This is a genomic window from Deinococcus depolymerans (assembly GCF_039522025.1).
Taxonomy (GTDB): Bacteria; Deinococcota; Deinococci; order Deinococcales; family Deinococcaceae; genus Deinococcus; species Deinococcus depolymerans.
The window spans coordinates 54,148-68,074 of the sequence record NZ_BAAADB010000030.1 but is presented as its reverse complement, the minus strand read 5'-3'; the positions used below and the strand labels follow the sequence as shown (position 1 = coordinate 68,074).

Sequence of the window (13,927 nt, the reverse complement as noted above, 5' to 3'; positions counted from 1 at the left end):
CGCCGTCCACGCGTGCCGGCGGCCATGAGTGCGGCGGGCGCCGGGGGCCGCCACCTGCGGGGGCGTCCCGTCCCGCTCCGGAGACCGTATGAGAAGCATCTACCCTGCCCCGCGCGGCCCGCTGCGCTGGGTGAAACTGATCGTGTACGCGGCCCTGCTGACCGCCGCGCAGGGAATCCTGTCGCGCCTGTCGGACGCTGCCGGGATTCCCGCACCGGACCTGTTCCTGCTGACCGGCGCCGCGCTGGTCTGGCGCCTCCCGCCTCCCTGGGCGGTGCTGGCCGCGTACGGCGTGGGCCTGGGCCAGGACCTGCTGGGCAGCGGCACGCTGGGTCTGCACGCGGCAGGTGTGGCGGGAGGGGCGCTGTTCACGCTGCTGGTGCGCCGCTACGTGGCAGATTCCGGGCTGTTCCAGTCGCTGCTGACGGTCCTGATGGCCGTGCTGGGCGAGTGGTTCACGTTCCTGATCCTGAACTACTGGCTGCGCGCGGACCTGATCACCGCCGACCTGCTGCGCACCACGGTCCCGCTGGTCTTCGCGGGGACGCTGCTGCTGTACCCGCTGTGGGACCGGCTGGTGTCGTGGACCTTCGGGTCGCGCAGCGGACCCGAGGAGCACCTCGCGTGAGCCGCGCCGGAGCGGCCATGGACCGCCGGGACCGGCTGCGTCGACGGGCCGGGGCGCGCGGCCGGGGCGCCCGCGCCACGCACGAGGGCGCCACCCGCGTGAAGTGGTCGGCGCTGGCCTTCAGCGTGGGACTGCTGGCACTGGGGGGCCGGCTGTACCAGTTGCAGGTCGTGCAGTACGACCAGTACGCGGTGCGCTCGGCCAGCAACTACCAGCGTGATGAGGTCATCCCGGCGCTGCGCGGCGAGATCCGCACGCGTGACGGCGTGCTGCTCGCCACCAACCGCCTGGCAGTGGACCTGGTGTACACGGGCCGGCGCGATCCCAGCGATCCGGCGCAGGCGATTCCCTCCTGGGACAAGATCGTGTACCTCGCGGGCATCAAGGCGGACGTGCTGGACGACGGGCAGCCGCGCGAACCGGACCGGCAGCGCGAGGCCGAGACGGTCCTGGCGCGGAACATTCCGCAGGAGAAGCTCTCCGCGATCTACGAGTACACCGTGCTGGTCCCCAGCCTGGAACTGCGCGAACGGCTCGAACGGGTGTACCCGCAGGGCAAGATGGCCGCGCACCTGCTGGGGTACGTGCAGGAAGCCAGCCAGAAACAGGTCGAGGAGGACGGCTACACCCTGGGCGACCTGGTGGGCCGCAGCGGCCTGGAGTACAGCCAGCAGAAGACCCTGCAGGGCAGGAACGGCCTGAAACGCCGGGAGGTCACGGCGGGCGGCAAACCGCAGACCGAGCGGATCATCACGCCCGGACAGAAGGGCCAGGACCTGACCCTGACCATCGATTCCACCCTGCAGCGGACGGCCGAACGGGCGCTGCGCGAGGGGCTGGCCGACGTGAACCGGGGCCGCGCGAAGTACGGCAAACCCGCCGAGCCGTACACGCGCGGCGCGGTGATCGCCATTGACCCGCGCACGAACGAGGTGCTGGCCATGGCCAGCAGTCCCGCGTACGACCCGAACTGGTTCTCGCGGGTGCCCAGCCCGGACCCGAAGGCCAAGAACTGGGCGTTCGACCCGAACCGGCCACTGGCCGAGCTGGACGCCGTCACCACCAACCGCGTGGTGCAGGCATACAACCCGGGCAGCGTGTTCAAGATCGCCACGACCCTGATGTACGTGGAGAAGTGGGGCAACTTCACGACCAGTTGCGTGCCGTCGTACTTCTACGGGCGGGCGCGCTTCAACAACTGGGCGCACTACAACCTGGGGCCGGTGGACGGGCGCAAGGCCATCGCGTTCTCCTGCAACCCCTGGTACTACGATTCGGCGGCGCGGGTCGGTCCGGTGGCGTACGCGCGGCAGCTCAAGTCCCGCCTGACGGAACTGGGGTACAACAGCGAGACGGGCGTGGAACTGGTCGGTGAAAAGACCGGCCTGCTCGTCGACGCCGACGACTACACCAATCCGCAGGCACCGTGGTACCCGGGCTTCGGCCTGAACATGAGCATCGGTCAGGGAGACGTGCTGGTCACGCCCGCGCAGGTGGTATCCGTGATGTCCACCATCATCAGCGGCGGGCAGAAGCGCCCACTGACGGTCCTGAAGGCCGTGAACGGCACGCCAGTCCCGCGCAAACCAGCCGTGGACGTGGTCCACAACGGGAACACCGCCGCCTTCGATCTGGTCAAGGAAGGCATGACCTGGACGACCAGCATCCCGACCGGCACGGCACGCCACGAGATCGGCCCGCTGCTGTTCCCGGTGCGGACCGGCGGGAAGACCGGCACCGCCGAGAACGGCCTGAGCCGCCGGGGCGGGTACGCGTACACGCACGCGTGGTACGAGGGGTACGGGCCGCTGTCCAGTCCGAACTTCGCGGTCGTGGCGTTCTTCCAGAACGGCGGCGAGGGTTCCGGGCCGGCGCTGAAGGCCGTGAAGAAGATGTTCGCCGCCCGCTGGTGCGTGACCCTGGACGAGAAGGGCAGCGCCCTGCCGCTCAGCGCGCAGCAACCCTGCACCGGGGAACTCGAGGAGATGCACCGGGTGTACAAGGTCCGGGCGCAGCGGGCGGCTGCGGCGGCCAGGGCGGCCGGCAGCGACGCCCAGCAACCCTGATACGGACTCCGATTGAATGGCTTACAAAGCCATTCAATCGGAGTCCGTATCACTCCACGCGGGTTTCGACGGTGATCTCGCTGTTCAGGGTCGCGGCGACCGAGCAGTACTTCTCGTGGCTGAGGTGCGCGGCCTTGCCGAGCGCCTCGTCGGTGACGCCCTCACCGCTGGCGATGTGACGCACCGTGATGTGCGTGTAGCGTTTCGGGTCGGTGTCGGCCCGCTCGCCCTCGACCTCGATGCGGTACGAGGCCAGCGGCGTGCGGCGCTTTTTCATGATCTCGACCACGTCGTAGGCGGTGCAGGTGGCGAGCGCGCCCAGCAGGGCCTCCATGGGCGAGACGCCCACCTTGGTGGGGCTGTTGTCGATCAGCAGCTGGTGGCCGCTCTCGCTGACGCCCAGGTACCGCTGTTCTCCGAGCCAGGTGACGTTCAGGGTCTTCTTCATGCCGCTCACGCTAGCGCGCCCGGGGCGTCCGGAGTGTTCCCTGTCCGGGCATCTGCCGCGTCGTCCGGATCGACAGACGGTTCGAGGTCCCCGCCGGTCTCGTCGTCCTCCTCGGGCAGCGGCAGGCGCACGCGGAAGGTGGCGCCGCCGCCGGGCGTGTCGACCACGTCGATGGTGCCGCCGTGCGCGGTCACGACCTGCTGCGCGATGGTCAGGCCCAGGCCGGCGGACCCGGCCTCCTTGCCGCGGTAGAACTTGTCGAAGATGCGCGGCTTGACGGCGTCCGGCACGCCGGGCCCGTGGTCGACCACCCGGACTTCCAGTTCGCCGGGGCGTGGGGAGATCTCCAGGGCGACCTTGTCGGGACTGCCGGTCACGCGGATGGCGTTCGTGACGAGGTTGATGAACACCTGGTTCAGGCGGCCGGGGTCGCCGACGATCTCGAAGACCCCGTCCGGGGCTTTCACGCCGTAGTCGCGACCCACCTGCCGTAGCAGCTGCCCGAGGTTCATGAAGTGCATCTCGATGCTCTGCACGAGTTCGCCGCGTGAGAGTTGCAGCAGGTCGTTCACGAGGCGGGTCATGTTCTCCGCGACGCGCTGCGCGTCGAGCAGGGTCTGGCTGCCCCCGGCCTCGCGTTCGGCGCGGCGCAGGTAGCCGTGCAGGGCGGTCAGCGGGGTGCGGAGTTCGTGGCTGGTTTCGGCCAGGAAGGTCTTCTGGAGGTTCAGGGCTTCCTCGAGCTGTTTGGCCTGGATTTCCAGGCGCTGGCTCTGGCGTTCGGCGGTGTTGCGTAGCCGCTCGACTTCCTCCAGGCGGGCCTGCAGCGAGAGGTTCAGCTGCCGGATTTCCTGCTCGGCGCGTTCACGGCGGATGCGGGACTCGACCTCGGCGATGGCGCGGCGGATGCTGGGCGCCAGCCGCTCGAGGCGCTGCTTGAGGATGTAGTCGGTGACGCCCTCGCGCAGGGTGTCCACGGCGGTCTCCTCGCCCATCGCGCCGGTCACGATGATGAACGGCACCTTCGGCAGGCGCTGGTGCGCGGCGCGGTAGGCGCTCAGGCCGTCGTAGCTGGGAAGCGCGAAGTCGCTGAGGATCAGGTGCGGGGGCGAGCTGCTCAGGGCGTCCAGGAAGCCCGGTTCGTCCTCGACCCGGGTGATCTCGACCGGCCAGGGCAGGTCGGTCTCGACGTGCATGGTGACGAGCTCGTGGTCGAGTTCGCTGTCTTCCAGGTGCAGGATTCGCAGGGCTTCGCCCTCGCCGGGGACGCCCTGGGTGGCGGGGTGGGTCACAGGTCCTCCGGGGTGGTGGGCAGCGTGACGGTGAAGGTGGCGCCCTGGCCGGGAACGGCGTCGGCACTCACCTGTCCCCCGTGACGCGTGACGATTCTTCGCACGTTGGCGAGGCCTATGCCGATGCCCTCGAACTCATCGGCGCGGTGGAGACGCTGAAACACACCGAACAGTTTATCCACGTAACGCGGATCGAAGCCCACGCCGTTGTCGCGGACGGTGACCGTCACCGAGTCCTCATGCTGTTCGGCGCTGATCCACACGTCAGCGTCGGCGCGGCCGCGCGAGTACTTGATGGCGTTACTCAGCAGGTTCGTGAAGACCAGGCCAAGGAGTCCCTCGTCGGCCGGGACGGTCGGCAGGTCGTCGGGCAGGTGCAGCGTGATGTGCCGCCCGGCCCGGTCGGGTTCCAGGCCGCGCCAGCTTGACTCCGCCAGCGCGCGCAGGTTCACGGGCACGCGCCTGAGTTCCTGGCGTCCCATGCGGGAGAAGGCCAGCAGGTCGTCGATCAGCTGGCTCATGCGCCCGGCCGAGTCGGTGATGACCTTCAGGTAGCGCTGCCCCTTGCCGCTGAGGTGCTCGCCGGTTTCCTTGTGCAGCAGTTCGCCGAACCCCACGATGTGCCGCAGCGGCGTGCGCAGGTCGTGGCTGACGCTGTAACTGAAGGCCTCCAGTTCCCGGTTGGCCGCCTCGAGTTCCAGGGTGCGGCGCTGCACGCGGTCCTCCAGCGACTGGTTCAGGGCCTGCAGGTCCGCCTGCGCGGCATTCACCCGCTCCTGCAGCAGGTCGTTGCCGAGCGCGGAGGCGAAGCGCTGCGCGAGGTCCTGCGCGAGGTCCTGGTCGCGGTTCGTGAGCGCCTGCCGGTACAGCAGGCCCAGCACGCCCACGAGCGCCCCGTCCCGCCCGACGAGCGGATAGAAGAGCGCGCCGGTGGCGTTCACGCGGTGCAGCGCCGGGTCCGAGTCGATGAACACCGGGTCCTCGGTGGCCAGGACCCGCTCGATGGCCTGACCGGCCACGACCTGGAAGGCCGCGGCGTGCCAGGTGGCGGCCGGGGAGGACACCGCGAGCAGGCTGGTGGGCTGCACGCTCCAGAGCGCGGCGCTGTCCGCGAAACGGCTGGGCAGCAGGGCCAGCGCGGCGCGGTAGCGGTCGTGGCGCAGCGGGGCGGCGTCGGCGCTGCGGGCGGTGAGCTGCTCGGTCACGTCGGCCAGCAGGCGCGCGGCGTTCTCGGCGTACACGGAATCGTCCACGTCGGTGCTGGTGCCCACCCATTCCAGCACGCGGCCCGTGGCGTCCCGGACCGGCAGGCCGCGCGTGACGAAGGTGCGGTACTGGCCGTCCTCGCGGCGCAGGCGATGTTCGGACTCGAAGGGCCGCGCCGAGCGCAGGGCGTCGGCCCAGCGGCGCTGGTAGTCGTCGCGGTCTTCCGGGTGCAGCAGGTTCAGGAAGCCGCTCTGGGCGTGTTCCGCTCCGACGAACTCGCTCCAGCGGCGGTTGAAGTACACGGGCTGGCCTTTCGGGTCGGTCAGCCACACGATCTGCGGCATGCCCTCGATCACGCCGCGGTAGCGTTCCTCGTTGCGCTGCGCGAGCCGCTCGGCGGTCACGCGGTCGTGAATGTCGGTGGCGCTCGTGACCCACTCGCTGATCTCGCCGCGCTCGTCGCGCAGCGGCACGACCTTCACGACCACCCAGCGCGGTCCGCCGGGCAGGTGCAGCTGCACCTCGCACTGGGCGCCCTCGCCCCCGGCGGTCGCCTCGCGCCACATCTGCCCGTACGTGGCCCGGCCGACCGGGTCGAGGAAGCCGCTCAGGCCCGCGCTGCCCAGGCGGGCGCTGAACTGCCCGTTCGTGAAGGTGACGGTGCCGTCCGGACGGCCCACGCTGATCATGTGCGGGATGGCGTCGAGCACCCCGCGGGAGCGGCGTTCCCCGGCCTGCACGGCCCGCTCGGCCCGCACGCGGTCCGTGACGTCCCGCACGACCTCCAGCAGGCCCAGCAGTTCGCCGCTCTGGCCGCGCACCTCGCCGCGCTGCGCCTCGCCCTGGAAGACGCTGCCGTCCAGGCGTTCCAGGGTGGTGGTCAGCGTCTGGAAGGTCAGGCGGTTGTCCAGCCGCCGGTCGAGGTGCAGGGTGCCCAGCAGGCGGCCGTTCAGGTCGTTCGGGTCGGCGCGGAACTGCTCGGTCAGGGCGCGGTTCACCATGCGGATGCGGCCGCTGTCGTCGGTGAAGGCGGCGGCGTCCTGCATGGACTGGAAGATCGCCTCGAATTCCGCGCGGGCCTGTTCCTGCCGGACGCGGGCTTCGGCCAGCGAGACGTTCAGGCGTTCGGCGCGGGTGCGGGCGTCCACCTGCGCCTTGACCAGCAAGAAGGCCATGCCGGCCGTGCCGAGGCCCAGCAGCACCACCAGCAGGGGGATCAGGGCGCCCAGGTCGCGGGCGAAGGAGCTGTCCGCGCCGAAGTGCATGGTCCACTGCTGCCCGGCCGTGTCGAGGCGGGTGGTGTAACGGAAACTCAGGCCCTGCAGGTCCGGGGCGCCGGGCTGCAGCGGCGCGTCTCCCAGCAGCACCTGGGCGCGCAGGGGCAGGACGCCCTGCAGGGGCGCCAGGTCCTCCACAAACTGATCCGCCCGCACGGCGAGGTACAGGTAACCCAGCAGGTCGCCGGTGCCCCCGTCTCGCCAGACCGGCAGGGTCATCAGGAAGCCGGGCAGCAGCTCGCCACTGTCGCCGCGCTGCAACAGGCGCAGCAGGGCGGTCGCCTGGGCACTCCCGCGCTGGCGGGCGTTCTGCAGGGCGGCGCGGCGGATGGGTTCGCTGTTCAGGTCGAAGCCCAGCGCGTCCACGTTCATGCTGTTCAGCGGCGCGATCAGCGAGATGACGACCCGCTCGGGCTGCCGGGTCGTCGCCGGGCGCACCGTGACGGGCCGCCCGACGCTGCTGCGCAGCTGCGCTTCGAGCGCGGCGCTGCGGTCCGGCGTGATCCGCTGTCCGAACCCGACCGCCTGAACGCCGGGGTAGCGGCGCGCGAGGTCGATGCCGTCCACGAAGCGCGCGAAGGCCGCCTCGTCCCGCGCAGGGCCCTGCGCTTCCCAGGAAGCGCGGACGGTGTACAGCAGCCGCTCGTACACGGACAGTCGGTCACGCAGGGCCTGCGCGTACACGGTCGCCTCTCGCTCGAAGCGGCTCCGCTGCTGCGCGTGCACGAAGGCGTTGATGACCAGCGCGGCGGCCAGGGCGAGCGCTGCGACCAGGATCAGGACCGTGACGGGCGCCCGCTGGCCCAGGACGCGCCGGGGAATCAAGTGTCCTGCCCCTGCGCGGCGGCCGGGGCGCCGGCGCGGGTCAGCGCGTCGAGGAACACGCGCACGGGGACGTCCGCGCCGGTCCAGGCGTGGAAGGCCAGCCGGGCCTGGTGGGCCAGCATGCCCAGGCCGTTGTGGGCGCTCAGGCCGGCGGCGCGGGCCTCGCGCATCAGGCGGGTCTCGGCGGGTTTATAGACCATGTCGTACACGAGCGTCCCGGCGGGCAGGCGGGTCAGGAACGCGGCGTCCAGCGGCGTCTGGTCCGGGTCGTTCAGGCCGGCGCTGCTGGCGTTCACGACGAGCGCCGCCGACTCCCACGGGGCCGCGTGGGCGGGCAGGGCCGTCACCTGAACGTCGGCGTCCGGGTCGTGCCAGTCGGCGGCGATGGCCTGCGCGCGTTCCAGGGTGCGGTTCACGACCGTCACGTTCTGCTGGGCGCGGATCAGGGCGTGCACGGCGGCGCGGGCGGCCCCCCCGGCACCCAGGACGATCACCCCGGCCCCCTGCTCCCAGATGTACCCGGCGTCGGACAGGGCGTCGCGCAGGCCCGGCGAGTCGGTGTTGTCGCCGTGCAACCGGCCGTCGCGGTGAACGACGGTGTTCACGGCCCCGACTGCCCGCGCCGCGCCGCTCAGGCTGTCGAGCAGCGGCAGGGCGGCCTCCTTGTGCGGCAGGCTCAGGTTCGCGCCCAGCACGCCGGGCGCCCGCAACCCCGCGATGGCCGCCGCCAGATCGGCCGGCGGGACGCGCCGCGCCTCGTACGTTCCGGGCTGGCCGGCGTGCGCGAAGGCCGCGCGGTGCATCTGCGGCGACAGGGAATGCGCGGCCGGATCGGCGAACAGGAAGGCGCGGGGGGCAGGGGTTCCGTCCGGCAGACTCACCCGGTCAGTTTAGTGCATCGCTCCGGCCGGGACCGGGGCAGGCTGCGGGCCGGGCCCCGCCCCCGGCCTTCACGTTCGGGGCAGAATGTGCTGCGGGACACGCCGGGGGTCGGCGTTCCTGCACAGAATGGAGGCATCCAGATGACCCCTCGACCCCTTCCCTCCCCCGCCCGTACCGGGGGGAGGGTGCGCCACGCCGCGCGACTGGAGAACACTTGACACAGCCCAACAACGAGTCCGGCCAGCCTGTTCCGGCCGCGACCGCCCAGACCAGCGGCACCCAGACATCCGGCCAGCCCCTCAGCACGGCCGCCGTCACCCTGGAAAACCAGCGTGAGGCCTTCGCCCTGCTGGGTGCCGGGGACGCCAACCTGCGCCGCATGCGCGAACTGACGAAAGCGAAGCTGATCGCGCGCGGCGAGACCATCACCATCACGGGCGACGAGGCCGACGTGCGGAGCGCCGAGCGGATGGTCCGCGACGCCCTGGACGTGGTGCGCGGCGGCGGGGAACTCACGCCCGACAGCCTGCTGCGCTCCGCACGCCTGAGCGGCGAGGGCCGCAGCCTGGCCGCCGAGACGCAGGTGACGGGCCTGAGCCTGCCGCGCGGCCTGAAACCCAAGACGCCGGGGCAGAAACTGTACCTGGAGAGCATCGAGCGCAGCGACATCACCTTCGGGGTGGGACCGGCCGGGACCGGCAAGACGTACATGGCGGTCGCCATGGCCGTGCAGGCCCTGAAGGCCAAGCGGGTCAAGCGGATCATCCTGACCCGCCCGGCCGTCGAGGCGGGCGAGAAACTCGGCTTCCTGCCCGGCGACCTGCAGGCCAAGATCGACCCGTACCTGCGCCCGCTGTACGACGCGCTGCAGGACATGCTGGACCAGGAGAAGTTCGAGTCGTACCTGACGAGCGGCGTGATCGAGATCGCGCCCCTGGCGTTCATGCGCGGCCGCACCCTGAACGACGCGTTCATCATCCTGGACGAGGCGCAGAACACCACGGGCGAGCAGATGAAGATGTTCCTGACCCGCATGGGCTTTTCCAGCAAGGTCGTGATCACGGGCGACGTGACGCAGATCGACCTGCCGCGCCACATCACGAGTGGTCTGGCGGTCGCCAAGCGCGTCCTGAGTTCCATCGACGGCATCGCCTGGCACGAGTTCACCGAGGTGGACGTCGTCCGGCACCCGCTGGTGGGCCGCATCATCAAGGCGTACGAGACGGCCGAGAACGCCGAGCAGGACAAACGCGCCGCCCGGCGCGGCGAGTTCGCCAGCATCCCCGAGGGCGACGGGGACAACGCCGTTGACAGTTGAAGGTTGACGGTTGACGGTTGATGGCAGCAGAGGCCCGGCGAGCAGGTAAGCCGGGCCTTTCGCCATCTGCCATCTGCCATCTGCCATCTGCCATCTGCCATCCACTATCCTCTACGGAGTGATTGACCTGATCGTCCGTAAAACCCCGCCCGCCGGTCTGCGGCCTGCGCTGCGGGCCAGTCTGGAGGCCGTCATGGCGCATTTCGAGGTGCCGGACCGCGAGGTGACGGTCGTGCTGGTCGGCGACCGCACCATCCGCGCTTTGAAGCGCGAGCACTGGGGCGAGGACGCCGTGACGGACGTGCTGAGCTTCCCCACCTGGGAGCCGGGTGATCCGTTCGTGCCGCCGCACCTGGGGGACATCGTGATCAGCCTGGACACCGCGCAGCGGCAGGCAGACGCGCGGGGCCACTCCCTGACGCGTGAGGTGGCGCTGCTCGCCAGTCACGGCCTGACCCACCTCGTCGGGAACGACCACCCGCACGCGGAAGGGCTGGGGTTCGAGGAGGGCGCGCAGGGACCCGAGTGGGAGGTGTTCCACGCGGCGTGGCGCGCGGCGCAGTCGGCGCTGCCTGACGGCGCGTGAGCACGCCCGAACCGGGCGCGGCCCGGCGTCCGTCGGCCCGCAGTCCGCGCCGCTGGTGGCGTTCGGCCCGCTTCGCCTGGACCGGCGTGACCCGCACCTACCGCACGCAGGCGAACTTCCGCCTGGAATGCTGGGCGGCCCTGGGCGCCCTGGGCCTGACCGTGTGGCTGCGGGCCCCGGTCGCGCCGGTCGCGCTGGCCTGCGCGCTGGTCCTGAGCCTGGAACTGCTGAACACGGCGCTGGAAGCCGTGGTGGACCTCGTGAGCCCCGAGTGGCACGCGCTGGCCGGCGTGGCGAAGGACGCGGCGGCGGCGGCCGTGCTGCTCGGCAGCGCCGGGGCGCTGATCGTGGGCCTGAGCGTGCTGCTGCCGCCGCTGCTGACCCGCCTGGGCCTCACCTGAGCGTTCAGGGCCGGGGGCCGGCGCACATGGTCCATCCGCTGACGGTGTGGGCCGGCCGGAACGTGGCAGGATACCCGGCGTGACCGAGCCTCGACCCTCCCCCACGGCCCCTCCCGGCGGGCCGGACGCGGCGGCCGTGACCCTGCGGGGCCGCCGACCCCGCGACCTGCCCGTCCTGCGCCGCTGGTTCACGGACCCCACGGCGCAGTGGCGTCAGTGGGACGCCCCGTACCTGAACCCGGCCGACACGACCGCCTCGCTGGGCACCTACGTCCGCCACCTGGAAACGGCGCCGCCCACCCCGAACGAGCGGGTCGTGGACCTGGGCGGCGCGTGCATCGGCATGCTCAACCGCGCCGAGGACGCCAGTGACGTGTGGGACCTGGGCGTGATCATCTTCGACCCGCAACACTGGGGGCGGGGCGTCGGCAGCCGCGCCCTGGCCCTGTGGGTCGAGGCGACGCTGAACGAGACCGACGCGCACGTCCTGACCTTCAGCACCTGGAGCGGCAACGAACGCATGCTCCGCGCCGCCCACCGCCTGGGGTTCCGCGAGGCCGGCCGCATCCGCGAGGCGCGGCTGGTGGGCGGCCGGCGTTTCGACAGCGTGAAACTGGACCTGCTGCGCCGCGAGTGGACGCCCCGACCATGAGCCCCCCCGCCCGCGAGGGCCGGGAAGCGGCCCCCTCCAACCCGCCGGGCTTCCTGGCCACCCAGGACCTCAAGGAGCGCGGCTGGACCCCCACCCTGATCACCCGCTTCCTGGGTGAACACGACCGCACGCGCCCGAACGGCCTGAAGATGGGCCGCCGCCGCCTGCCGCCCGTGAAACTGTACGCCGAGGAACGCGTGCTGGACGTGGAACGCCGCGACGATTTCCTGGCCGCGCAGGCGCGCGCCGCCGACGCCCGCGACCGCGCCGCCCGCGCCCGCGAGACGCGCGAGCAACGCCGCGCCCTGCTGCTGGAGACGGCCGCCGCGTCGTTCGTGCCGGTCATTCACCCCGGGCCGCTGCGGCGCGGCGCGGTGCGCAAGGCCCGCGAACCGTACCTGCCGGCCCTGGACGCCGCGCTTGACCGGCTGGCCCGCGAACTCGGCCGCCTGAGCGACCCTGAACGCACGCGGCTGACCGGCTTGCTGCGCGAGCGGCTGGACACAGCCCTGGCCGCCACGTATGACTGGTACCCGGCGCCCGGCAGCCAGCCGGGCAGCACGAAGACGCCCCCTGTCACCGGCGCAGCCGGGGCGAGGGCCAGCGACTGGCGCGACTGGGACTGGGACTGATACGGACTCCGATTGAAGGGGCTGCAAAGCCCGCTGGGTCCGAGCGAAGCGACCCGGAGGGCTGCTCCGCAGAGTGGGAGCAGCACGCCCCTCCGGACTTGGAGCTGGCAGTCCGGTGAACTTCCGGATGGTCGGCGAGACAAACGGCAGTCCGTGTGACGTGCCCCAACAGGCGGGCCGCCCCCGTCGTTCAGGGGCGGCCCGCCGGAGATGAAGCGGCTTACTTGCCGAGCAGTTCGACGGCCTTTTTCAGGATGGCGTCGGTCTGGAGGTCCACGACGGCCTCGCCCTGCGCGGCGCTGCGGCTGGGGCGCTTGATCTCGCCGGTGTAGCTGAACTTTCCGTCCTTGTCGGCGGTGATGGTCACGGGTTTGCCCTCGATGGTCAGGGTGATCTTCGCGCCGGGCGTGACGCCGCTGCCGGTCAGGTTGGGCGGGGTGGTGTAGCGGGTGTCCTTGACGACCACGTCGGGCGTGATGCCCTTCTTGTGGATCTGTCGGCCCTTGGGCGTCAGCCACTCGTTGGCGACGATGGCGATCTTGCCACCGTCGGGCAGCGTTTCGGGAATCTGGGCGACGCCCTTGCCGAAGGTCTGCTCACCGATGATGGTGGCGCGGCCCGTGTCCTGCAGCGCGCCGGAGACGACCTCGCTGGCGCTGGCGCTGTTCTTGTTCACCAGCACCATCAGTTTGCCGGTGTAGTCGCTGGCCCTGTTGGTGGCGTTCCCGCCGTACACCTGGACCCGTTTGTTGCGGTCCCGCAGGCTGACGATGGGGCCACTCTGCAGGAACTGGTCGGCGACGTCGTGTCCGGCGCTCAGGAGGCCGCCGCCGTTGTCGCGCAGGTCGAGGATCAGGCCGCTGACGTTCTTCTTTTTCATGTCGGCGACGGCGGCGTTGAACTGCTCGCTGGCCTTCTCGTTGTAGAAGGTGTTCAGGGCGATGTAGCCGATGTTGCCGGGCAGGACGGTCTGTTCGACGCTGACGATCGTGACGGGCTGGCGTTCCATCCGGACGGTGTAGGGTTTGCCGTCGCGGGCGAAGGTGACGTTCACGGCGGTGCCCTTCTGGCCGCGCACGAGGCGCACGATCTCGTTCAGTTTGGCGCTGGTGACGTCCTTGTCGTCGATCTTCACGAACACGTCGCCGATCTGCACGCCGGCCGTGCTGGCCGCGCCGGTCCGGAAGACGTTGTCGATCTTGCCGCCGGTCCCGTCGGGGTTGGCCGCGACGAGCTGCACGCCGATGCCGTAGAACTCGCCGTTGAGGTTCTCGGCGTCGATGGCGTTGTCCTCGGGCTGGCTGTAGTACGTGAACTCGTCGTTCAGGCTGCCGACCGCGCCGGTGATGGCGCCACGCAGCAGTTTTTCCTGGTCGACCGGGTACAGGTACAGGCGGTTCAGGTCGTTGATGACCTGCAAGAAGGTCTTGCCGGTGGCGGTGCTGCTGAGGTTCGCCTGGGTGTACCCGCCGAGCTGCGCGTAGGCGACAGCGGCGGTGGCGGACAGGGCAACCCCGACGGTGGTCAGGCGTTTGGCGTTCACCCGGTCAGGATAGTGCCGGGAAGTGAAGTGCGTTTGAGGAATTCATCCCGTTCGCCTGGCGCCGGCGGCGTTGCGGGAGTCTTCATGCTGCGGGGGACGGCGCTGGGCTATGCTGTGCCGCGAGCATGACAGGTCCTTTCCTTCCGTCGCTGTCCGCCCTGTCAGGGTGGTCCG

The 13,927-nt window shown here is 70.9% G+C and carries 12 protein-coding genes; 7 read left to right on the top strand and 5 right to left on the bottom strand.

The window, feature by feature from the left end; genetic code table 11:
* Positions 1 to 88 precede the first annotated feature (88 nt).
* Positions 89 to 628 carry a rod shape-determining protein MreD gene (mreD, locus tag ABDZ66_RS14905; protein WP_343760512.1) on the top strand — a complete coding sequence of 180 codons (540 nt, stop codon included), beginning with the start codon at positions 89 to 91 and terminating at the stop codon, positions 626 to 628.
* Positions 625 to 2,694 (top strand): penicillin-binding transpeptidase domain-containing protein, encoded by a 2,070-nt coding sequence (locus ABDZ66_RS14900; protein ID WP_343760510.1) that lies wholly within the window; start codon positions 625 to 627, stop codon positions 2,692 to 2,694. Before mreD ends, ABDZ66_RS14900 begins: the two co-directional genes overlap by 4 nt.
* A gap of 49 nt (positions 2,695 to 2,743) precedes the next feature.
* Here ABDZ66_RS14900 and ABDZ66_RS14895 read toward each other — a convergent pair whose 3' ends face one another.
* Genes ABDZ66_RS14895 through aroE form a run of 4 tightly spaced genes read right to left on the bottom strand, consistent with a single transcriptional unit; the run spans position 2,744 to position 8,542 of the window.
* A complete protein-coding gene (locus ABDZ66_RS14895) occupies positions 2,744 to 3,142 on the bottom strand; it encodes an OsmC family protein (protein WP_088247514.1) in 399 nt (132 codons plus the stop codon).
* A gap of 5 nt (positions 3,143 to 3,147) precedes the next feature.
* Positions 3,148 to 4,431 (bottom strand): sensor histidine kinase, encoded by a 1,284-nt coding sequence (locus ABDZ66_RS14890; protein ID WP_343760505.1) that lies wholly within the window; start codon positions 4,429 to 4,431, stop codon positions 3,148 to 3,150.
* A complete protein-coding gene (locus ABDZ66_RS14885; RefSeq protein ID WP_343760503.1) occupies positions 4,428 to 7,739 on the bottom strand; it encodes a CHASE domain-containing protein in 3,312 nt (1,103 codons plus the stop codon). Before ABDZ66_RS14885 ends, ABDZ66_RS14890 begins: the two co-directional genes overlap by 4 nt.
* Positions 7,736 to 8,542 (bottom strand): shikimate dehydrogenase, encoded by an 807-nt coding sequence (gene aroE, locus ABDZ66_RS14880; protein ID WP_425544444.1) that lies wholly within the window; start codon positions 8,540 to 8,542, stop codon positions 7,736 to 7,738. Before aroE ends, ABDZ66_RS14885 begins: the two co-directional genes overlap by 4 nt.
* 398 nt (positions 8,543 to 8,940) lie before the next feature.
* Here aroE and ABDZ66_RS14875 point away from each other — a divergent pair, with 398 nt between their 5' ends.
* The 5 genes from ABDZ66_RS14875 (at position 8,941) to ABDZ66_RS14855 (ending at position 12,210) form a co-directional block, all read left to right on the top strand.
* Positions 8,941 to 9,939 (top strand): PhoH family protein, encoded by a 999-nt coding sequence (locus ABDZ66_RS14875; protein ID WP_343761056.1) that lies wholly within the window; start codon positions 8,941 to 8,943, stop codon positions 9,937 to 9,939.
* A 118-nt stretch (positions 9,940 to 10,057) separates the two neighbouring features.
* Complete coding sequence (gene ybeY, locus ABDZ66_RS14870; RefSeq protein WP_343760499.1) at positions 10,058 to 10,525, top strand: rRNA maturation RNase YbeY; 468 nt, start codon at positions 10,058 to 10,060, stop codon at positions 10,523 to 10,525.
* The gene (locus ABDZ66_RS14865) at positions 10,522 to 10,926 is read left to right on the top strand and encodes a diacylglycerol kinase (protein ID WP_343760497.1); all 405 of its coding nucleotides are present in this window, start codon (positions 10,522 to 10,524) and stop codon (positions 10,924 to 10,926) included. The genes ybeY and ABDZ66_RS14865 overlap by 4 nt, the downstream gene beginning before the upstream one ends.
* Before the next feature lie 79 nt (positions 10,927 to 11,005).
* The gene (locus ABDZ66_RS14860; protein ID WP_343760495.1) at positions 11,006 to 11,578 is read left to right on the top strand and encodes a GNAT family N-acetyltransferase; all 573 of its coding nucleotides are present in this window, start codon (positions 11,006 to 11,008) and stop codon (positions 11,576 to 11,578) included.
* Positions 11,575 to 12,210, top strand: coding sequence for a hypothetical protein (locus ABDZ66_RS14855; protein ID WP_343760493.1), 636 nt, complete (start codon positions 11,575 to 11,577; stop codon positions 12,208 to 12,210). The genes ABDZ66_RS14860 and ABDZ66_RS14855 overlap by 4 nt, the downstream gene beginning before the upstream one ends.
* 220 nt (positions 12,211 to 12,430) lie before the next feature.
* Here the strand turns inward: ABDZ66_RS14855 and ABDZ66_RS14850 are convergent, their stop codons facing one another.
* A complete protein-coding gene (locus ABDZ66_RS14850; protein WP_343760491.1) occupies positions 12,431 to 13,753 on the bottom strand; it encodes a S41 family peptidase in 1,323 nt (440 codons plus the stop codon).
* Positions 13,754 to 13,927: the final 174 nt, after the last annotated feature.